Source organism: Pandoraea pulmonicola, assembly GCF_000815105.2.
Taxonomy (GTDB): Bacteria; Pseudomonadota; Gammaproteobacteria; order Burkholderiales; family Burkholderiaceae; genus Pandoraea; species Pandoraea pulmonicola.
In genome coordinates this window covers 3,113,555-3,134,158 of the sequence record NZ_CP010310.2, presented here as the reverse complement: position 1 = coordinate 3,134,158, position 20,604 = coordinate 3,113,555, and the positions used below count along the sequence as shown (strand labels likewise).

Sequence of the window (20,604 nt, the reverse complement as noted above, 5' to 3'; positions counted from 1 at the left end):
TTAGGAGAGTCACGATGTCAAAGGAAACGAATCCGGCGTTGGCGCTGGCGAAACTGGGCACGGCGAGCGCGCTCGGCGCCTACGGTATTTTTCTCGAATCGGCGCAGCGTACACACCAGTTGCAGACACAGCGCGACACCGAACTGCTCAAGGCGCACTCGGACGCCGCCAAGTCGCTCGGCGACGCGAAGGATTTCAACGCGTTGCTGACGGCGCACCTGCAATTGCTCAACGGCCAGCTCGCGCAACAAAACGAGTTCTGGCGCGAATGGCTTGCCGTGTGTGCGAACAATCAGTTGCTGTGGGCCGAGCATTGCCGGAAGGCGGGCGAAGACCTCCAGCACGGCATGGCCGGCGCCATGACGCTGCCGGATCTGATCGGGGCGGGGACGACGGTCGGCGAAGCGGCGAAGGCGGCTGAAGCGCCGCTGCAGAAGTGGTTCCAGGCATTCAACGACGCCACGCAAAGCACGATGGACGCCTGGCGTCGCATGTCGGCGGAAGCGGCTCAGGCGACCGGGGCGGCCGCTTCGCAACCTTCGCCGCTCAACGGTCGCGTGCCGCCCGCGAAGCGTGGCGGCGCGCAAGCTCACCGTTCGAGCACGTAAGTCCCGGCGGGCCGCCGAGCGCTTCTATCGGCGGCCAGACGGCCAGGCGGCGATGTGCTTGCCGCCATCCTGCGCCGGAAGCCGCGCTCGCTATGCTGACCACCACAGGCTTGGCATGGTGGGCGCTGCACCGACCGCGCCGCATGGGCAACAGAGGGAAGACGGCATGTGCGGGCGCACTTTGCCGTCACCTCAATGCACGGCGGCCGGCATCGTCGAGGGTGCGACGACTGACGAGGCGGGTGGTGCCGGCGGTGCCGGTTTGCGCGCATGCCAACTCGCCCGACGGAAGGGCTGGTCGCGTCCGGAGAGCTGCAGCGCGATGTGGGTGATCCAGCGCTGCGTCGGCACGCGCTCGCCATGCAGCCACATCACCAGCACGAACAGGCTGGCGGCCATCGGCAGGGTCTTGAGATTCGGGGCGTCGTCATGGCGGCTGAACCACGCGAAGGCCGCGCAAACGGCGAAGCCGACCATCCAGCCGGCGACCGTCTCGGATACCGAGTGGGCGGACAGGGCGACGCGAGACACACCCACCGCCACGCTGCCTACCATCGCACCGGCCATGCCGAGCACGCGCCACGGCCATGCCAGACGTCGCAAGAGCAACCAGGCGATGACCGGGTAGACGGTCGCCGCGAGCATCGTGTGGCCGCTGACGCCGGTGAAGTCGAGCTCGCGCACGCCCATGCCCCAGCCGAGGAACATGACTTTCGAGACAGCCACGAGGAGCGCGCCGGCGGCGAACATCACGCCCCATGTGATGGCCATGCGCCATGCGCGTGCCGACAGCAACCAGAGGGTGAGGGCCGCGGCCGCCGGCACGGTCACGGCGGCGCTGCCGAAATTGGTGATGGTGATCCAGGAGTTAGACATGACAACCGTAAAACGGCCCGACGGCAGGGCGCCTCGGGTGAAGGCATTATCTTACGCGTGCGGCGGCGCGAGGCACAAATCGCGTCCCGGTTCGCGGTGACCTGGCTTCAGACAAGGTCGGCAACGGTTCGTTCTGTGAGGTCTGGACGGTGAGGTCGACGGCGTCCGCGCGCCGTCTCCCGATATCTCGGGGCCTGCTTGATTCGAGAGCTGATGAATGTTGGCTGCCATAGTAGGATGGCCGCGGATGTGACGCCCCCCGACACATCGCTCCAGGAGACTTCATGGCTTTTGTCCCGGCGCACGCGACTTCGCAGCGCGCACGCAACGACGGCATCGATCTGTTGCGCGGTTTGTCGATCCTCTTCGTCGTTGTCCATCACCTCGCACTCAAATTCCGCTTGCCGCTCGGCCCGAGCCTGCTGGGCGACATGCTGCCGCAGCGCATCGTCAACGGGCTGAGCTTCAACGGTTACGAAGCCGTTTTCGTGTTCTTCGTGATTTCCGGCTTCGTGATCACGCGTCGGTCGCTGGAGCGCTACGGCTCGCTCGATCACATGCGCTGGCGCAACTTCTATGCCTTGCGCGCGGTGCGCATCTTCCCGTTGCTCGTGATGCTCCTCGCGGTGCTGGCGGTCATGCATTGGCTGGCGGTGCCGGGTTTCGTCATCAACAAGCCGGGGCAGTCGCTCGGCGGCGCGCTGGCCTCGGCGCTCACCATGACGCTGAACTGGTACGAAGGTCGTACGAACTGGTTGCCCGGTGCGTGGGATGTGTTGTGGTCGCTCTCGATCGAAGAGTGTTTCTATCTGGCGTTCCCGCTCGTGTGCCTCGTGTTGCGAGGGCATTGGCGAATACTGGCGCTCGCGATGCTCGCCCTCTCGCTACCGTGGACGCGGGCGGCGCTGCAGGGCAACGAAATATGGCAGGAGAAGGCTTATCTGCCGGGCATGGCGGCCATCGCCTGGGGCGTGCTCACGGCGCTTGCCATGCAGCGGGTGACGTTGCCGCGCGTGATCGCGCGGGCGATCGGCGTGCTGGGCGTCGTGGGCCTGCTGGCGGTGGTGTTCTTCGGCGACGTGCTGTGGAACGCACTGCACGACGGCGTGATGCTTGTGCTCTGCGCGAGCGCCGCGTGCTGGCTCGCGGCGGCGCATGGCTCGACGCGCGCCGTGCCGCGTACCTGGCAATGGCTCACGCGGATGGGGCGCTGGAGCTACGAGATCTATCTGAGCCACATGTTTGTCGTGCTCGCGGTGACGCCGGCATATCTCGCGTTGGCCGGCGGCGATATGCGCTGGACGTTCCTCGTCTATCCGCCGGTGCTCGTCGCATGCACGTTCCTCGGGGGCGTATTGCACAGGTGCGTGAGCAGCCCGGCTGCGCGGCGATTGATGCGGCAGGAAGCCGCGCCGGGCGCGGCGAGCACGGCCTGATCACGGCATCCATCGCTCCCTCGTTCATGGACGAACTGCATCGATATGGGGGGCGCGGCGAGACTGGCCGCTGTGCCGGGCGTACTCCCAAAACACCGCGATTCGCGGGGGATTGAGGGGTAATTTGGGGGCATTCCCGCTAAATCCCGCTCGCAATGTCCGTAGACTGCGTCGCTTTGGAGTTTGTTCTTCGAGCGATGTTTTCTTCTCTTTGGTTCTCATGGGCTGCATTCCTGAGTCGAGCAGCGGCGGGCCGTGACATCGCGGATGTGCCGAGGGGCGGGCGAGCCTGCGAACGCCGTCGCACCCTGCGGAGACTCGTCAGTTTCTTTGGCTACAACACGGCGCTATTTGCCGGATTCGCCGGCCTCGCCGCCGGACCTGCCCACGGCGGCGCCAAGTCCGGTGCCACATCCGGACGCCCCCTGAGGTCCGCCGAGTCATACGTGGAGCCGGTGGCCGCGGTGCGCGTGTCCTCGCACTTCGGCGCGCGGTACCATCCCGTGCGCCGCGTCCATGATTGGCACAACGGCGTGGACCTGGTGGCGCCGGCCGGGACACCGGTACGCGCGGCGGCCAGGGGGGTGGTCAAGCGCGTCGGCTACGAACGACGCGGTTATGGACGCTATGTGGTGATCGGCCACCGATACGACAGCGAGACGCGCTACGCTCACCTGTCTCAGGCCGCGCGCCACCTGCGCGCGGGAACGATCGTCGAAGCCGGCGAGATCGTCGGCAAGGTCGGAAGCACGGGGATGGCGACCGGCCCGCATCTGCACTTCGAACTGTGGCGCCACGGCGCTCCGGTCGATCCACTGCCGCTGATTCGCCAATCAGAGGGCGCCGACACGTCTGCCCGCTGGAACAAATCGACGATGTGAGGTTTGCCCGTGCACGCCCGGCAAATCATCCGGAAATATCGGGAATAAAGCGACACGTCGACCAGTACTACGGATAACGGCACTCCCGACGCCCGTCATGGTGACGGACGCGTGGAGCGCGCCGGTCCGGAGGTGTGTCATGAGCAGTCGCCAGCATTCCCAGACGGGCGTCGACACCGACGCCGACGTTGCTTGCCCGTCGCTCGACGGCGCGGAGCCAGCCCAGGCATCCCACACGCGGGTGGACGCTTCACCGTTGCGAATCTCGCGCCGCCGGGCGATGGCATGCCTCGCGTGGGCCGGCGCGGGGATCCTGTGGACGCTCGACGGCGGTGTGCCGCGCGGGCTGTCGCTGGGCGGGGCGGCGCATGCCGCGGATACGGCCACGCGCAACGCGCTGTCGTTCGTGCAGATCAGCGACAGCCACATCGGTTTCAACAAGGCGCCCAATCCCGATCCGGCGGCGACCTTGCAGTCGGCCATCGACAGGATCCGCGCGGCGCCGCAACGCCCGGCCTTCATGCTGCATACCGGCGACGTGAGTCATCTGTCGCGCGCCGAGGAGTTCGACGCGGCGCAGCAGATCGTGAATGGCGCGGGGCTGCAAACGCACTACGTGCCGGGCGAGCACGATGTCATCGGCGACGACGGCCGCGCGTTCTTCGGACGCTTCGCCCCGGACACGAAAGGCGTCGGCTGGTACAGCTTCGATCAGCAGGGGGTTCACTTCGTCGCGCTCGTCAACGTGCTCAACCTCAAGGCGGGCGGCATGGGTTATCTCGGCGACGCGCAGATCGCGTGGCTGGCGGCGGATCTCAAGGGGCGCTCGCACAGCACGCCGATCGTGGTGTTCACGCACATGCCGCTGTGGTCGGTCTATCCGGCATGGGGCTGGGGTACGGACGACGCCGATCGTGCGCTGGCATTGCTGCGGCCTTTCGGTTCGGTGACGGTGCTCAATGGTCACATCCATCAGGTGCTGCAGAAGGTGGAGGGCAACGTGCGTCTGCAAACCGCGATGTCCACGGCATTCCCGCAGCCCTCGCCGGGCGATGGCCCGGGGCCGGGGCCGTTGAAGGTCGACGCCGCGCAATTGCGGCAGACGCTGGGCATCCGTCGCGTCGATTACACGTCGCTCGACGGCGCGCCGCTGCTTGCCGACGCCACGCTGTCCTCGTGAGTGCGGATATTGCTTCGGGAGATCCTCATGACATCCATCGCTTCACAACACGGCCAGGCGCCCCGTCGCACGTTTCCGCGCGTTCTCGTTGCTTTCGTCGTTCTTGTTGCCGCGGCAGGCGGTGCGCTCACGCTTGGCTTGCCGGTGGCGGCGCGCGCGGCCGACGCCGTCACCGTGCATATCGACAACTTCACGTTCGCGCCCGCGACGCTCACCGTTCGCGCCGGCACGAAGGTGACGTGGATCAATCGTGACGACGAACCCCACACCGTGACGAGTTCGTCCAGTCCGCGCGCGTTTGCCTCCGGCGCGCTCGATACCGACGGCAGCTTTTCGTACACCTTCGACAAGCCGGGAACGTACCCGTACTTTTGCGCGATTCATCCGCATATGACAGGGACCGTCATCGTGAAATAATCGGGCAGACGTGTGCGAACCCATCGATGTGATTCAATGGGGCCGTTGGCGGGGTGGATGTCGCGGGCGAATCCCGCGCGCATCCCGCCAGACCGATTCAAGGCCGATTCAAGGCCGATTCACCCGGGCAGTGCGCTGCCCGGCACGGGAGACCCCGGTGAGCGACGCTGAAAAGCCCGACGCGCAGGCGGCGGGACGATTCGAAGCCCTGGCCCTGCCGCATCTCGATGCGGCGTATAACCTCGCGCGCTGGCTCTCGGGCAGCGCGAGCGATGCCGACGACATCGTCCAGGAGGCCTACTTGCGGGCGTTGCGTTTCTTCGACGGATTTCGTGGCGAGAACGCCCGGGCATGGCTGCTGGCCATCGTGCGCAATACATGGCTGACCGAGTGGCGGCGTCGCTCGGACGCGGCGGACGGTACACCGTTCGACGAAGCTTCGCACGGCCTGTACGACGAGCGTTTGCCGGGCTGGGACGAGACATCGCCAGGCGACCCCGAAATGCTGGCGGTGCGCCGCGACGAATGTGCCCTGGTGCGAGAGGCGCTGGCGAGCCTGCCGGTGGTTTTTCGCGAGGTGCTGGTGCTGCGTGAGATCGAGGATATGAGCTACCGCGAGATCGAAACGATCGTGGGCGTGCCGGCCGGCACGGTGATGTCGCGCCTCGCGCGGGGCCGGCAGATGCTCGCCGCCGCCGTGCGGGCGGCGCAGATGTCCGCGACTTCCGCTACGTCGGCGGCATCGGCTACATCGGCCACGTCGTCGGCGCAGGTCACCCGTCTGCCGCTGGGCGGCACAATCCGAGGAGGACACGATGAGTAAGTCCGACGACCCGAGCGGCGCGAACCCGTCGGGCGAGCCCCGCAAGGAGGGCGACGGCGCGCCCGCCGGTGGCGAGTCCATGACCCTCGGCAAGATGCTGCGCGACGGTTCGTTGCGTCACGAGGCGCCGACTTCGCTGCGCGAACGTCTGCGCGACGATCTCGCCCAGGCGGAGCGCCGTACGCCGCGCGACGCTCGTTCCCCCCATCCCTCTGCGTCGTCAGATACCAGGCCGGCCGTCGACGCATCCGCGCCACGGCCGTCGTCGAAGCCTGCGGCCAGGCCGCGCACCGATATCCCGGTCGATGCCGGCTGGGGGGCACGCCTGGCGCCGTGGCTCTTCGGTGGTGCGGGGGGCGCGATCCTCGGCGGACTCGCGGTCGCGTTGGCGCTGCTCGGCGCTCGTCCGCCTGTGCCGCAGGAGGAGACGCAGGCGCAATCGACGGGCTTGCAGCCGCAGGAAATCGTTTCCAGCCATGTGCGCGCGCTGCTCTCGCAGCATCCGATCGACGTCGTCTCGACCGATCAGCACACCGTGAAACCCTGGTTCAATGGCAGGATCGACTACGCGCCGCCCGTCATCGACCTGGCGGACAAGGGCTTTCCGCTCGCGGGAGGGCGGCTCGATTACGTTGGAGGACGAACGGTGGCCGTGCTCGTCTATCGCACCGACAGGCACCCGATCGACCTGTACGTGTTTCCGGCGCGCGAGAAGGCCGCGGCGGCGCCGACGATCACGGTTGTCGATGGTTATGCCATCGCCCGGTGGCGTCGCGGCGGCATGGTGTACTGGGCGATCACCGATGCCGAGGCTTCGCATCTTCGCGTGTTCGTGGAGGCGCTGCAGGCGGCGACCTGATATCGTGACGGCTGTCGCAACGTCGCATCCGAAGGAGCCCGTCATGACGCAGATTCCGTCGCCGAATGCCCCCGTCAACCCGGCCTGGCAAGCCGCGCAATATGTGAAATTCGAAGACGAGCGCACGCGTCCCGTCCGCGATCTCGTCGCGGCCATCCCGGACTTGCCGGGGCGCGCCGCCGCCCGTGTGGCCGACATTGGCTGCGGTCCGGGCAATTCGACGGAAGTGCTGGCCGAGCGCTATGCGCAAGCGGAAGTGCTGGGGCTGGACAGTTCGCAGGACATGATCGATGCGGCGCGCGCCCGGCTGCCGCGGTTCCGTTTCGAGGTGGCCGACATTGCGAGTTGGCAAGATGGACCTGAGGGTCGGAACGGGCCGTTCGACGTGATTCTCGCCAACGCCGTGATGCAATGGTTGCCCGATCACGAGACGTTGTATCCGCGTCTGGTCGAGCGTCTGGCGCCCGGCGGGTCGTTGGCGGTGCAGACACCCGACAACCTGGACGAACCCGCGCATCGGCTGATGCGTGAAGTTGCCGCCGATCCCCGCTGGGCCGCCACGCTCAAGGGCGTGGAGCGCACCGCGCGCCACGGAGCCGCGTTCTACTATCCGCTGCTGCGCGCGACGTGCTCGCGCGTGGACATCTGGCGCACCACGTACTATCACCCGCTCGCCGGCGGCGCGGCCGCCGTGGTGGAATGGTTCAAGGGCAGCGCGTTGCGACCGTTCCTCGCAAAACTCGACGACGCCTCGCGCGAGGCCTTCCTGAGCCGTTACACCGACGAGATCGCCCGGGCGTATCCGGCGCTGGACGACGGCACGGTGCTGCTGCCGTTCCCACGGCTCTTCGTCGTCGCGACACGCTGACCGATTCCGTGTGCGCATGTGCGTCGCCGGTAGCCGATGCGCCTTCGGGGGCAGTGCGGCAAGCGCCTGCGGCGCAGTGTAAAGTAGCGGGCATGGATGCCTCGTCCCCACCGACCCGACCGTTTCGCAACGCTCCCTTGTACTGGCGCTCGTCGCTCGTGCCGGGGGCCGACATGCTCACGGCCGAGTACAACGACCACACCTTTGCGCCGCATTGGCATGATGCGTACACGTTCGCGTGCATCGTGGCGGGCGCGGAGCGCTATTTCTATCGCGGCGGCGAGCACGTGGCCGATGCCGGTTCCATCGCGATCATCCATCCAGGCGAAGTGCATACGGGTGCGCGCGAGACCGACTTCGGCTGGCGCTACCGTGTGTTCTATCTGCCGGTCGACTTCGTGAAGGGCGTGCAACGACAATTGACCGGACTGGCCGCCCCGGACGACGCGATGCCGTGGTTCGGCGAAGACGTCGTTCACGATGCCCCGGCGCTCCAGCGACTGCTGGCCGCGCATCAACTGCTGCAAAGCGGCGCGGATCCGCTGATGGCGGAAAGCGTGCTGATCGAAGCCGTCTCGATGATGCTCACGCGCCATGCGCAGGCTCGCTTGCCGGAATTGTCCGGGCATCGAGACGCCGTACGTGTGGAAACGATGAAGGCCAGGTTGTCGGCCGACCTTGCCGAACCGCTCTCGCTCACGGCGCTGGCCGAGGCGGTTGGCCTCTCACCGTTTCACGCCGCTCGCCTGTTCTCGCGCGAGACGGGGCTCGCGCCGCACGCGTGGCGCAATCAGCTGCGGTTGGTGCGCGCCTTGCCGGCGTTGCGTGCCGGGGCGTCGGCCACCGATGTCGCGCTCGCTCACGGCTTCAACGATCTGTCGCATTTCACGCGCTATTTCCGGCGGGCCTTTGGCGTGCCGCCCGGGAAGTGGAGCGTCGGATCGGGCGCGTAAGCGGCACGGCGCTCGTGCGCGCCGCGTCGTGCACCCACGTCAGGAAGTCGCGCAGCGGTTGCGATTTGTCGGCATCGCGCGGCACCAGCGTGACGTAGGTCGCGCCATCCATCTGAATCTCCGGGAAGGGCATCACGAGACGGCCCGCGGCGAGTTCGCGCGCCAGTGTCGGCGTGCTGCCGATCCCCACGCCCAGCCCGTCGATGACCGCCTGCAGGCTTACGTGATAGTGGTCGAAACGATGGAATCGCACGGGCCGCAGCGTAGGCATCCCGGCCGCGCTCAACCAGTCTTCCCATGCGCCGACGCGCGTTTGCGTGGCGACGAATGTGTGCTTCGCAAGGTCCTTCAGACGCCGTAGCGGCAGCGCGTGGAGCAGGGCGGGTGCGGCGATCACGCTCGCCCGTTCGGTAAACAGCGTCGTTTTCTCGTAGGGCTGCCACTCGGGTCGCGGCGGCGGGTCGCGGCGAATGGCCACGTCGAAGCCGCCCCGGAACGCGGGATCGGCGCTGCTCGACGTCGTCACGACGACCTGCACGTCGGGGTGCTCGGCATGAAACGCTGGCAGGCGCGCGATCAGCCAATGCATCGCGAGCGAGGTCTGTGCGTTCACGCGTACGAGGCGCGTCCGCGGCGCCTTGCCGAAGCGCAGGGCGGCGTCGCCGATCCGGTCGAACGCGTCGCTGATCTCGGCGGCGAACGCGCGGGCGTGATCGGTGGCCACATTGCGCTGGCCCTGCCGGACGAAGAGCCGCTGCCCGAGCCAGCCCTCCAGCAACGCGATCTGGCGGCTCACCGCCCCGTGCGTGATCGACAACTCCTGGGCGGCGGCGCTGAGACTCTCGGCGCGGGCGGCCGTCTCGAACACCCGCAGCGCGTGAAGGGGCGGCAACTGACGACGCGACATCGTAATCCCTCGGTGAACGGCTTGAATGCACAATCGTGACTTTTTATCACAGATGCCCGCTGAATTTGTCGATAGTGTGAGTGTGCTTCATGCTTTATCGTTTGTCGGTGATTCGCCCGAACGGATTCGGGGGGGCGGGACGGCAACTGACGAGGCGCGAATGCAGGAAGGATGGTTGGTGGCATCGCTGGCCGCGCATGCCTGGGGCATGGCGATGGTGGCGGTCGTGGGAACGGCGGCGGGCGTGGTGAGCGGTGTGGTCGGCACGGGATCGTCGATGATGCTGTTGCCGGTGCTTGTCTACACCTATGGGCCGAAGCAGGCGGTGCCGATCATGGCCGTTGCCGCCATCGTCGGCAATGTGTCGAAGGTGCTTGCATGGTGGCGCGAAATCGACTGGCGCGCCGTGTCGGCGTACTCGATCGCCGGGGCGCCGGCCGCCGCGCTCGGCGCGCGCACGTTGTGGAGTCTGCCCGCCACGGCGGTGGACGTCGCGCTGGGTCTGTTCTTCGTGACGATGGTGCCGGTGCGGCACTACCTGCTTCGCAAGCAATGGCGGTTGTCGCCGTGGCAGTTGGCGCTGTCCGGCGCGGTGATCGGCTTCCTGACCGGTATCGTGCTTTCCACCGGTCCGCTGAGCGTACCGGCCTTTGCGGCGTACGGCCTGTCGGGCGGGGCATTCCTCGGGGCGGAGTCGGCCAGTTCGGTCCTCATCTACGTTGCCAAGGTGCTGATGTTCTCCGGCCTCGGCGCCTTGCCTGCCGAGGCATGGGCCAATGGCCTGATCGTCGGCGCGACGCTGATGTTCGGCACCTTGCTCGGCAAGCGTTTCGTGCTGGGGCTGTCGCCGCGGGTATTCCAGCGCTTGCTCGACGTCATGCTCGTCGTGTCCGGCGGCGTGATGCTAAGCGCGGCCTGGCGCTGAGCATTCGACCTCGTGAAACCTGTCGGACATCTGCGCACACGGCGTGTCAGCGGGCGCTGATGTACGGCAAACCGTACGAACTGCTAAGCTGATCGTATGGTGTCCGGTTAGCCGGGCGGCATCCGGCGCCACAGGCTGGTCACGTCACGTTCACCTCTATCGATCATGAAGACGTCAATCGCAACGCTCCTTGCCGTCGCCGCGACGGTCGCCTTCGCGCCAACGACAGTCGCACGTGCCGCGGGCGGCATGCCCCCGGTGCCCGGTGCGGCGATCTCGGCCGCCGGCGCCGAGGGTCTGCGCGCGTCGGCCAATTCGGCCCCCGACGCCTCCGCCGAACAGTTGGCCTCGAACAAGGACATCGTGCTCGCGTTCTACGAGGCCGGCCTCAACCGCAAGGACTTCGAGGCCGCGCGCCAGTACCTGGGACGCCAGTACATCCAGCACAATCCGAATGCGGCCGACGGCGTCGAAGGTTTCGGCAAGTTTCTCGACTTCCTGCGCAAGAACCAGCCGGATTCGCACAGCGACATCGTTCGTGCATTCGCCGACGGCGACTACGTGATCCTGCACGTGCGCAAGGTGCCGTACCCGGGCGCCGAACCGATCGCCATCGTCGACATCTTCCGACTGGAAAAGGGCAAGATCGTCGAGCACTGGGACGTCTCGCAGCAAGTGCCCGCGAAGACCGTCAGCGGCAACTCGATGTTCTGAAAAGGACCTCGCGCTGGGCTCCGCGATCATGGCCATGTGGGGATGGGTGGCAACGCCCATCGCCTGACGGCCGCGTTCACTCTCCGCACGCGCACACTTCGGCAATCTGCTCGCGCAGCCAGCGATGGGCGGGATCGACGTCGCGCCGCGTGTGCCACACCGCCTGGAACGCGAATGGCGGGATCGGAAACGGTGCGGCGAAGCGGCGCAACTGGCGATCGTGACGCAGATGCGCCGTCGCGCGTTCGGCCACGGTGAGGATCAGGTCGGTGCCCGCGATCAACGCCGTGGCGATGTTCCAGTGCGGCAGGGTGACGGCCACGCGTCGCGTGTGGCCGTGCGCGGCGAGCGCCTGATCGATCTCGTTGTCAGCCCCGGGGCGCATCGCCACGAGCACGTGGGGACGGGCCACCCAGGCCGACATCGACAGGACGCCCCGGGCAGGCAACGTCGTCCGGTCGGCCACACAGATGAACGTTTCTTCGAACAACGTATGCGCCTGCAGCTCGGCCGGCAGGTCGTGGAACACGCCGAGCGCGAGGTCGATTTCGCCGTCGAGCAATTGCGTGAGCATCGCCTCCCGGCTCGCCTGCGAGGCCGCGAGATCCACGCCCGGCGCGCGCTCGCGCAAGCGACGCGTCAGTGCGGGGAGCGCTACGCGAGCTCCGTAATCGGACAGCGCCACGCGGAACGTGCGTCGCGCGCGCCGCGCGTCGAACGCCGGGGCGTGGAGCAGCCCCCGCAACTGGTCGAGCGCATCTTCCAGCGGACGTTCCAATTCGAGCGCGCGCGCCGTGAGCGCCAGCCCGCCATCGCGTCGCACGAGCAAGGGGTCGTCGAAGATCTCGCGCAACTGGGCCAGCGCATGACTGACCGCCGGTTGGCTGCGATGCAGACGCACCGCCGCGCGTGATACGTGACGCTCCGCCAGCAATGCGTGCAGCGTGAGCAACAGGTTCATGTCGATGCGGCGAAGATCATCCATTTGGCGAATAATTTGTGTGCTAACTTCGAATTTCCATTATTGAAATCGATGATTCATGCTGGTGACAAGCAAATTTTTTCTTCACGAGGGTCACCATGAATGCTTCCATCACGCCTCAATTGCCTGCGTCGGTGCTGTTGCCGTTGGCCGTCGCCGTGCTCGCCGGGGCCGTTGTTCCGTTTCAGGCTGGCGGCAACGCGGCCCTGGGGCGCGCCCTCGGTCATCCGCTCTGGGCGACGGTTGCGTCATTGCTCGTCAGCCTTGTCGTGGTGCTGCCGGTACTCGTCGGCATGCGGGCAGGCGCGCCGGATCTGGGGGCTGCGGTACGCGGTCCTTGGTGGCTCTGGATCGGCGGCATCGCGGGCGTGATTTACATCACCGCCGCGTTGTTGCTCACGCCCCGCCTGGGGGCCGCCAACTTCATCGTGTGCGTGGTGGCCGGCCAGGTCGTGGCGTCGCTCGTCATCGATCACTTCGGATTGATGGGACTCGGCGTGAAGCCCGCGAACGTCATGCGCATCGCTGGTGTCGCACTGATCGTTGCCGGCATGCTGGTCGTGCAATGGGGCACGCGAAGCTCCGCCGCTGGCGTCGCCGCGGCCAAGGTCGTCGGCGGCTGAACAACGCCCATGGCGCCCGGACCGGCAGCGCCGTCGGGACGGCTTCATCCGACGTGCCGAGCGTAAGATTGGCCCCCACATATGCAATATATCCATTGAACATACGCAAGTTGCGTTGGTTTTTGAGGGTTTCCCGCAACGCGGCCCAACGTTGGAGCGCCTTGTCTGACGGGCGTCCGCGGGGCGTTTCCGGAAATCGTCGCGCGGTCGCTCAAGTTTCGGCAAAAGCACTCGTTAAGTCTCCTCAGAGGTGTCGCTCGCGGCACCGAGAGAGACAGCGACCTGCGGCGCTTGCCGGCAGCAGGTCAATACAACGACAACACCGCATGACGGGGCGCTTCACGCGCGCGAAGGCAATGTTCAAGAATCTCAGTATCAGCAAACGGCTCGCCGCCGCTTTTTCCATCAACGTGTTCATGCTGCTGATCGTCGCGGTAGTGGCCGTGACGAAGATGGCGACGATGGATGCGAACACGCAACTCATCGTTTCCGACCTGAACAACAAGATTCTCGAATTCCACGGGCTCAAGGATCGGGCGGCGCATGTGGCCGTGCTCCTGCGAGACATCGTGATGTCGGAAGACGCCTCGCAGCTCGACACGCGCCTGGCCACGATCGACGAACTTCGTCGGGCCAACAACAAGAGCATCGCCGGCATGGCGACGATCTTCTACACGGAGAAGGGCAAGGCGTTGTACCGCACGCTGGCCGAGGCCAACACCGAGTACGGACAACGGCTCGACGCCGTGGTCTCGCTTGTGCGCAGCGGCAATTACGCCGAGGCCAAGACCGAGTTGTTGGGCCCCATGCAGAAGGTGCAAGTGGCGTACTTCGCGCCGCTCGACGGTTTGATGGCGGTGGGCAAGGCCGTGAGCAGCAAGGAGGCCGCCGACGCGAACGACGCCTATTCGTCCGCGCGCCGGTGGCTGCTGGCGACGCTCGTCGTATCGATCACGCTGTCGATCGTATTCGCCGTGGCGATCACGCGTTCGGTGACGCGTCCTGTGCGTGCCGCCGTCGAGGGGGCTTCGGCGCTCGCGCGCGGCGATCTCACGCATCGGGTGAGCGCCGAGCGCGCCGATGAGGTCGGTCAGATGGCGCATGCGCTCGATACCGCGATCGGCCAGCTCCGCCACCTGGTGCGCAATATCCAGAGCGCGTCGGGCGCCATCGACACTGCGGCCCGCGAGATTGCACAGGGCAACACAGATCTGTCGCAACGCACCGAAGAGCAGGCCGCATCGCTCGAAGAAACGGCCGCGTCGATGGAAGAACTCACGTCGACCGTGAAGCAGAACGTGGAGCACGCCATGCAGGCGCGACGCCTGTCGCAGGAAGCCTCGGGCGTGGCCGACGCGGGAGCGCAAAGCGTGCGTGCCGTCATCGAGACGATGCAGGCCATGGCGAGCGCCTCGGCGCGCATGAGCGACATGATCAAGGCCATCGAAGGCATCGCCTTCCAGACCAACATCCTCGCCCTCAACGCGGCGGTGGAGGCGGCGCGCGCGGGCGAGCAGGGACGCGGTTTCGCCGTCGTGGCCGGGGAAGTCCGCACGCTGGCGCAGCGTTCCGCCGGCACGGCCAAGGACATTCGCGAGTTGATCGCAACGTCGGTCCAGCAGGTCGAGGACGGCACGTCGCGCGTGGAGGTGGCGGGCAAGACGATGGATCAGATCGTCGTGTCGGTGCGGCGCGTGAGCGAACTCATCACAGAGATTGCCGCGGCGAGCGACGAGCAGGCGCGCGGCATCGAACAGGTCAATCAGGCCGTCTCCCAGATGGACCAGGTGACGCAACAGAACGCGGCGCTCGTGGAAGAGGCGGCGGCTGCGGCGGAACATATGCGACAGCAGGCCTCCGAACTGGTGGCCGAGACGGCGAAGTTCCGCGTGGGCGAGAGCGGTGCGGTCGACGGCGTCGCATCCCGCAGGAGCGTGGTGCGTCCGGCGCCGATCACGCCGGACGACGCGTCCTACAACGAACCCGCGATGCTCGCGGACCCGCGCGCCGTCGCCTGAAGCCGGCGACACTTTCGAGGCGTTTCCTCTATGCGTCCCTGAGCGGCGCCGGGGCTGCAGCCCCGGCCGTCAGCCTCCGTCAGGCGGCGTTCACCGCCCCCGGACCGAATTCCGCGTCGAGCGCGGCAACCGCCTCCACCAGTTGCTGCGCCAGCGACGGCGAAGCGCTCGTCATGGGGGCGCGCAGCACATCCGCCAACAATCCCTCCCGAGCAAGCCAGGCCTTGACCGGCCCCGGGTTCGGCTGCGTGAAAAGCAGCCGGATCACCGGCATGAGCGCGTGGAACAGCGCACGCGCCGCGTCGAGCTGGCGCGCCTGCACCGCTCGATACAACGCCACGAAGTGCGCCGCACGGCAATGCGCCGAGGCAATGATCGCCCCATGTCCGCCCATCGCCAGCGTGGACAGCAACTGATGATCTTCACCGACAAGGACTGCGAGCCGTCCGTCGGCGATCAATGCCTGCGTCGCATGCGCGTTGCCGCCGCAATCCTTGATGCCTCGAATGTTGCCGTGACCGGCGAGCGTGAGCAGCGTATCGAGCGTGAGCGTGGTCCCGGTGCGATACGGAATGTCGTAGAGCACGAGCGGCGCGCGCGAACGATCGGCCAGTGTCTGGAACCAGCCGACGAGACCTTCCTGGGACGGTCGGATGTAATACGGCGCCGGCGCGAGCACGCCGGCGAGCGGCAGCGCGTTGAAGGCGTCGAGTCGCGCGAGCGTGTGCCCGAGATGATTTCCCGCCAGGCCGGCGATGACGGGCAGATCGCCCGCTTCGTTGAAGACGGTTTCGAAGATCGCGAGCTGTTCGGCATCGTCGAGGGCGGCGGCTTCGCCTGTCGTGCCGCAAATCACGAGGCCGGCGATGCCCGAGCGACGATAGTGCGCGACCAGGCGGCGCAGGGCGGCGTGGTCCACCGGCGTAGCCGCGCCTTCGGGGGAAAACGGCGTGACAAGCGGCAGCCAGATGCCTCGAAAGGCCGGCGAGGCAGCGGTGTGGGTGCTGGATGCAACGGTTTGCGACGGTGCGACTTGCATGAGTGTCTCCCTGACGGTACTTAAGCGACGAACGAGTGATGACCTGTACGGAAACCGTTCAGCCGGGCGACGCTGATGCACGCGTGGGGAAGTTCGGGGCAGTTGGGCCTGGGTGATGCTTGAGTGGCTTGAGTGCGCAAGGTGCGCGGGCGGGACTGCCTGGTCCACGTGGCTGTTCCGTCGCTCAACTGACGGAACAGCACGCTCCGGTCAGTTGAGCGACTGTTTTTTGTTTTTGACGAACGCCACCGGTTGTCCCATCGGAACAACGTGCAGAGCTTGCGCGTGCGGGTGGCTGAAATTCATCATGCGGTGACTCTATACGGAATGCGCGGGTGCCGTCAACTCGATATTGAGAATCGGCTACCGATGGTGGCGCCACATAGAAAGTTTCGATGGCGCCGGGGCGAACGGCATCGCAGACAGCGTAGTCGAACGGGCATTGGTCGGTGTCCCGAAGATTTGCGGCATTCCGATGCCGTGATGTTCCGACCCCCAGGATGCTCAGCGACGAGGAGGACCCTATGCATGAGGAGCACGACGTACACGATATGCCATCACGACGGACCCCGTGGTACCGCGCCTGCCTGATGGGCGCCGCGCTGCTGACGAGTGCAACGGTGGCGCTTGCGCAGGCGTCGCCCCAGGGCGAAATGCCGCAAGGCGGCGTCGGGATCGGAGGCATGGGCGCGGGCAAGGATGGGAGTCCGCAGCGTGCGCAAGCCGTTCGCACCGCGCAATCGGCGGCCGGTCTCGACGTGGAGTTCGTCGACAAGGCGCAGAAGGCAGGCAAGGCGGAAGTGCAGGCAAGCCAGCTCGCCGTGCAGCGCTCCAGCAACCCATCGGTCAAACGCTTCGCGCAGCAGATGGTGACGGATCACAGCAAGGCCAACGAGATGCTGCGGAAACTGGCGGCGAGAAAGGGCGTGAGCGTGCCCGCCGACGCGGCTGTCGACCCCGACATCGAGGCGCTCAAGAGCAAGTCGGGGCGCGAGTTCGACGTGGCGTATCTGGCGCTTGCCGGACCCGACGCGCACGAGCGGGCCGTGACCCTGTTCGAGACCGAATCCGAGAAGGGGCAGGACTCGGACTTGCGCGGATTTGCACGTCAGACATTGCCTACACTGCGTCACCATCTGAGCGAGGCGCGTGAAGTGTCGGCCAAGGTGGAAATGGGCAAGTAGGTACGACTTGCCGCGATGTTGCCGGCGGATCGCCGCCATATCCCTGCAACATCGCGACCGTTCCATCGGCTTTTGATCAGCCGGCGCGCAACGTCGTCCGCAGACGGCGCTGCGTGCCGGCTGTATGCGCCTTGTCCTTGCCGCTTTGCCATGATGGCCAAGCCGGAAACTCGCACGACGCGCGACGAGTCACATCGCGCATGAAGCACGCCAACCCGATGACTTCGTCGACGTCCGAGATGCGGCAGACGTCCGAGATCGCCGAGCCCAAGGCTTCCCTGGCCAGCGACGTTCGCCGTCAAACCGCTTCGTGCACGACCTCGCTGCGTTTGCGCGAGGGGCACAACTGCTGGCGGATCGCGCCGGCGGCGCGCATGCGCATGCTCGTGGACGGCGAGGCTTACTTCAGCGCGTTGCGTGAAGCGCTGCGTGCGGCGCGCCACACCGTTTTCATTCTCGGCTGGGACATCGACAGCCGCATGCAACTGCAGCCGATGGGCGTCGACGACGGCCTGCCGCCCGGCTTGCGCGACTTTCTCGACGCGCTCGTGCGGCGCCGAGGGGGGCTGCGCATCTACGGGCTGAGCTGGGACTTCGCCATGCTCTATGCGCTCGAGCGTGAGTGGCTGCCGTCGGTCAAACTCGACTGGCGCACGCACCGGCGGTTGTGTTTCCGGCTCGACGGTCACCATCCGACGGGCGCCTCGCATCATCAGAAGGTCGTGGTCATCGACCACCGGCTGGCCTTCGTCGGCGGTCTCGATCTCACGCGCCGCCGTTGGGATACGTCGCGGCACGCGCCGGACGAGCCGGGGCGACGCGATCCGTCAGGGCATCCCTATCCCCCGTTTCACGACGTCCACGCGCTCGTCGACGGCGAGGCGGCCCACGCGTTGGCGGCGCTCGCCGAGGCGCGCTGGCATCGCGCGACGGGCATGCACGTGGACCTTCGCCTGCCGGACGCCCGCGACGCGCCATACGCGCCGCTCGATCCCTGGCCGGCGAATCTCGCGCCCGATCTGACCGACGTCGACGTCGCCATCGCACGCACGGCACCCGCGTTCGACGGGCGGCCGGCGGTACAGGAAATCCAGTCGCTCTACGTCGATGCGATTGCCAGCGCGAAGCACCGGCTCTACTTCGAAAACCAGTACTTCACGGCGAAGTCGATCGGCGACGCGCTCGCCGCCCGTCTGTCGCAACCTGACTGTCCGGACATTGCCGTCGTATCGCGCCGCATCGAAGACGGCTGGCTACAGCAGCAGAGCATGGGCGTGCTGCGCGCACGCCTCTACCGGCGTTTGCGCAAGCTCGATCCGGACGAACGCTTCCGGTTGTATTGTCCCGAAGTGCCGGGCGTGGCGCCCGCGTGCGTGAACGTGCACAGCAAGGTGATGGTGGTCGACGACGAACTGCTCGTGATCGGCTCCGCCAACCTGAACAACCGCTCCATGGCGCTGGATACCGAATGCAACCTGGCGATCGCCGCCAATGGCGACGCACGCGTCGCGGCCGGTATCGCGCGGGCGCGCAACCGGCTGCTCGCCGAGCACCTCGACGTGCCCGAGCCGGCCGTCGAGGCGGCGCTGGCGCGGGATCGCGGATTGCACCACGCCCTGGCAACGCTGCATCGCGACGGCGGACGCACGCTGGAGGCGTTCGCGCCCGAGTTGCACGAGGCGGACGACGCGGCGTCGCCGGGGCCGGTGGTGCTCGATCCGATGGAGCCCATCGACTTCGAGAACGTGATGGGAACCTTCATTGCGACGGAGGCTCGTCCGCGTCTGATCGGACGCATCGCCTCGCTCGTCGTGCTGCTGCTCGTGCTGGCCGGACTGGCGCTCGCATGGCGCTATACGCCGTTGCGCGAATGGGCGGACGTGCGCCGCGTGCTCGGCTTCGTCGAGCGCATTCACGATTTGCCGCTTGCACCGCTGGTCATGATGGGGGTGTATGCCCTCGGTACCCTGATCATGGTGCCGGTGACGGTGTTGATCGTGGTCACCGTCGTCGTTTTCGGGCCGGTCATGGGGGCGATCTACGCGCTGTGCGGCACGACACTGGGCGCGATGGTGGGGTACACCGTGGGGCGCGTGGCCGGGCGCGACGCCGTGCGGCGCTTCGGCGGGCGGCATCTGAACGCCGTGAGTCAGCAGATCGGCAACCACGGTCTGCTCGCCATGATCGTGCTGCGTTTGATGCCGCTCGCGCCGTTCATGCTCGTGAACTTCGTGGTCGGGGCGTCGCGGATCCGGTTGCGGCATTGTTTGCTGGGAACGGCGATCGGCATGGCGCCCGGCATTCTCATCGCGGCGGCGCTGGTGGATCGCGTGGCCGCGCTGGCCCAGCGTCCGAGCGGCGTGACGGCCGCGCTGCTCGTGGCCGTGCTCGTGTTGCCCGGCCTGGGTGTGGCGGCGCTCAAGCGCCGCATCGGGGGCCCTCGGACCCAGCGCACGAGCGACGACGCAGGAAGCGGCAATGGCCGACCCGAGGCCGTCGAGCCACTGTTGCCCGAGCGTCCTGGCAGGATCAGCCGGGAGCTCTGTGTGGCCAGCTACAACGTGCATGGGGGCGTAGGGGCCGACGGGCGTCACGCGCCGGAGCGCGTGCTGGGCGTTCTCGACGAGATCGATCCGGACATCGTGGCGTTGCAGGAGGTGCAGGCGAGTGCAACCGGCGTCGGACTGCTGGCGCAACTGGCCGAGGCCCGCGGCATGCACGTGATCCCCGGTCCAACACTCACGCGTGGCGGTCTCGCGTTCGGCAACGCCATCCTGACGCGTTTCGCACCGGTGGCGGTGCGTCACATCGACCTGAGCGTGCCGGGGCGGGAACCGCGTGGGGCCGTCGACGCCACGCTGGCCTGGCACGATGCGCAGGGCCGTGAGATGCAGTTGCGGGTGATCGCCATGCATCTGGGGCTGCGTCCTGGCGAGCGCCGGGAGCAGGTCAGACGCCTGCTCGAATGTCTCGCCGGTCAGCCACGTACGGCGACCGTGCTGCTCGGCGACGTCAACGAATGGTTTCTGTGGGGACGGCCGTTGCGCTGGCTGCATCGCTATTTCGAACGGGCGCCGCACGTCGCGACGTTTCCGTCGCGCTGGCCGCTGCTCTCGCTCGATCGCATCTGGACCTCGCCTCGCGCACACCTTGTGGAGGTGCGCCGCCATGCCACGGCACTCGCGCGCGTCGCCTCGGATCATCTGCCGCTCGTGGCGACGCTGCGCACGTCGATGCCGAGGCGCGAACCGGCGCCTCACCCCGCCATGGGGCGGGAGGCGACCGGCGCCGACCGAACGTGAGCGCGACCT

The 20,604-nt window shown here is 67.1% G+C and carries 19 protein-coding genes; 15 read left to right on the top strand and 4 right to left on the bottom strand.

From position 1 onward, the window contains the following. The first annotated feature begins 14 nt into the window (after window positions 1-14). Window positions 15-608 (top strand): hypothetical protein, encoded by a 594-nt coding sequence (locus RO07_RS13565; protein WP_039411376.1) that lies wholly within the window; start codon window positions 15-17, stop codon window positions 606-608. A gap of 192 nt (window positions 609-800) precedes the next feature. On the opposite strand, the gene RO07_RS13560 is transcribed toward RO07_RS13565, so the two are convergent. Next, window positions 801-1,484 (bottom strand): phosphatase PAP2 family protein, encoded by a 684-nt coding sequence (locus RO07_RS13560; protein WP_039411373.1) that lies wholly within the window; start codon window positions 1,482-1,484, stop codon window positions 801-803. Window positions 1,485-1,768: 284 nt separating this feature from the next. Between RO07_RS13560 and RO07_RS13555 the strand changes: the two genes are divergently transcribed. The 8 genes from RO07_RS13555 (at window position 1,769) to RO07_RS13520 (ending at window position 8,901) form a co-directional block, all read left to right on the top strand. Continuing rightward, complete coding sequence (locus RO07_RS13555; protein WP_039411370.1) at window positions 1,769-2,920, top strand: acyltransferase family protein; 1,152 nt, start codon at window positions 1,769-1,771, stop codon at window positions 2,918-2,920. A gap of 446 nt (window positions 2,921-3,366) precedes the next feature. Beyond that, window positions 3,367-3,801: a M23 family metallopeptidase gene (locus RO07_RS26320; RefSeq protein ID WP_052267293.1), complete on the top strand. Its 435-nt coding sequence runs from the start codon at window positions 3,367-3,369 to the stop codon at window positions 3,799-3,801. Window positions 3,802-4,081: 280 nt separating this feature from the next. Beyond that, entirely contained in the window at window positions 4,082-4,981 is a 900-nt protein-coding gene (locus tag RO07_RS13545) for a metallophosphoesterase family protein (protein WP_052267588.1), read from the top strand. 27 nt (window positions 4,982-5,008) lie between these two features. Continuing rightward, a complete protein-coding gene (locus tag RO07_RS13540) occupies window positions 5,009-5,398 on the top strand; it encodes a cupredoxin domain-containing protein (protein WP_039411367.1) in 390 nt (129 codons plus the stop codon). A gap of 157 nt (window positions 5,399-5,555) precedes the next feature. Further along, entirely contained in the window at window positions 5,556-6,221 is a 666-nt protein-coding gene (locus RO07_RS13535; protein WP_039411364.1) for an RNA polymerase sigma factor, read from the top strand. After that, the gene (locus tag RO07_RS13530; RefSeq protein WP_237171251.1) at window positions 6,214-7,080 is read left to right on the top strand and encodes an anti-sigma factor family protein; all 867 of its coding nucleotides are present in this window, start codon (window positions 6,214-6,216) and stop codon (window positions 7,078-7,080) included. Before RO07_RS13535 ends, RO07_RS13530 begins: the two co-directional genes overlap by 8 nt. Before the next feature lie 43 nt (window positions 7,081-7,123). Continuing rightward, on the top strand, window positions 7,124-7,948 hold the full coding sequence (tam, locus tag RO07_RS13525; RefSeq protein WP_052267291.1) for a trans-aconitate 2-methyltransferase: 825 nt from the start codon (window positions 7,124-7,126) through the stop codon (window positions 7,946-7,948). A 92-nt stretch (window positions 7,949-8,040) separates the two neighbouring features. Next, on the top strand, window positions 8,041-8,901 hold the full coding sequence (locus RO07_RS13520) for a helix-turn-helix transcriptional regulator (protein WP_039411360.1): 861 nt from the start codon (window positions 8,041-8,043) through the stop codon (window positions 8,899-8,901). Here RO07_RS13520 and RO07_RS13515 read toward each other — a convergent pair. Further along, window positions 8,834-9,808: a LysR substrate-binding domain-containing protein gene (locus tag RO07_RS13515; protein ID WP_072637041.1), complete on the bottom strand. Its 975-nt coding sequence runs from the start codon at window positions 9,806-9,808 to the stop codon at window positions 8,834-8,836. The two genes, RO07_RS13520 and RO07_RS13515, sit on opposite strands and share 68 nt — an antisense overlap. Window positions 9,809-9,968: 160 nt before the next feature. Between RO07_RS13515 and RO07_RS13510 the strand changes: the two genes are divergently transcribed. Together RO07_RS13510 and RO07_RS13505 are read left to right on the top strand one after the other, a co-directional pair. Next, entirely contained in the window at window positions 9,969-10,733 is a 765-nt protein-coding gene (locus RO07_RS13510) for a sulfite exporter TauE/SafE family protein (RefSeq protein ID WP_237171250.1), read from the top strand. Between the two features lie 249 nt (window positions 10,734-10,982). Beyond that, a complete protein-coding gene (locus RO07_RS13505) occupies window positions 10,983-11,447 on the top strand; it encodes a nuclear transport factor 2 family protein (protein ID WP_039415431.1) in 465 nt (154 codons plus the stop codon). Window positions 11,448-11,523: 76 nt separating this feature from the next. Here RO07_RS13505 and RO07_RS13500 read toward each other — a convergent pair whose 3' ends face one another. Then, on the bottom strand, window positions 11,524-12,432 hold the full coding sequence (locus RO07_RS13500; RefSeq protein ID WP_039411358.1) for a LysR family transcriptional regulator: 909 nt from the start codon (window positions 12,430-12,432) through the stop codon (window positions 11,524-11,526). A 95-nt stretch (window positions 12,433-12,527) separates the two neighbouring features. On the opposite strand from RO07_RS13500, the gene RO07_RS13495 reads away from it, so the two are divergent. Together RO07_RS13495 and RO07_RS26775 are read left to right on the top strand one after the other, a co-directional pair. Then, on the top strand, window positions 12,528-13,052 hold the full coding sequence (locus RO07_RS13495) for a DMT family transporter (RefSeq protein WP_039411354.1): 525 nt from the start codon (window positions 12,528-12,530) through the stop codon (window positions 13,050-13,052). A gap of 326 nt (window positions 13,053-13,378) precedes the next feature. Beyond that, the gene (locus tag RO07_RS26775) at window positions 13,379-15,070 is read left to right on the top strand and encodes a methyl-accepting chemotaxis protein (protein ID WP_269466446.1); all 1,692 of its coding nucleotides are present in this window, start codon (window positions 13,379-13,381) and stop codon (window positions 15,068-15,070) included. Window positions 15,071-15,149: 79 nt separating this feature from the next. Here RO07_RS26775 and dapA read toward each other — a convergent pair whose 3' ends face one another. Continuing rightward, window positions 15,150-16,109 carry a 4-hydroxy-tetrahydrodipicolinate synthase gene (gene dapA, locus RO07_RS13485; RefSeq protein WP_052267290.1) on the bottom strand — a complete coding sequence of 320 codons (960 nt, stop codon included), beginning with the start codon at window positions 16,107-16,109 and terminating at the stop codon, window positions 15,150-15,152. A 551-nt stretch (window positions 16,110-16,660) separates the two neighbouring features. Here dapA and RO07_RS13480 point away from each other — a divergent pair. Next, window positions 16,661-17,293 carry a DUF4142 domain-containing protein gene (locus RO07_RS13480; RefSeq protein ID WP_039415423.1) on the top strand — a complete coding sequence of 211 codons (633 nt, stop codon included), beginning with the start codon at window positions 16,661-16,663 and terminating at the stop codon, window positions 17,291-17,293. 200 nt (window positions 17,294-17,493) lie between these two features. Then, window positions 17,494-20,595 carry a VTT domain-containing protein gene (locus RO07_RS13470; RefSeq protein WP_157118208.1) on the top strand — a complete coding sequence of 1,034 codons (3,102 nt, stop codon included), beginning with the start codon at window positions 17,494-17,496 and terminating at the stop codon, window positions 20,593-20,595. The last annotated feature ends 9 nt before the right edge of the window (window positions 20,596-20,604 follow it).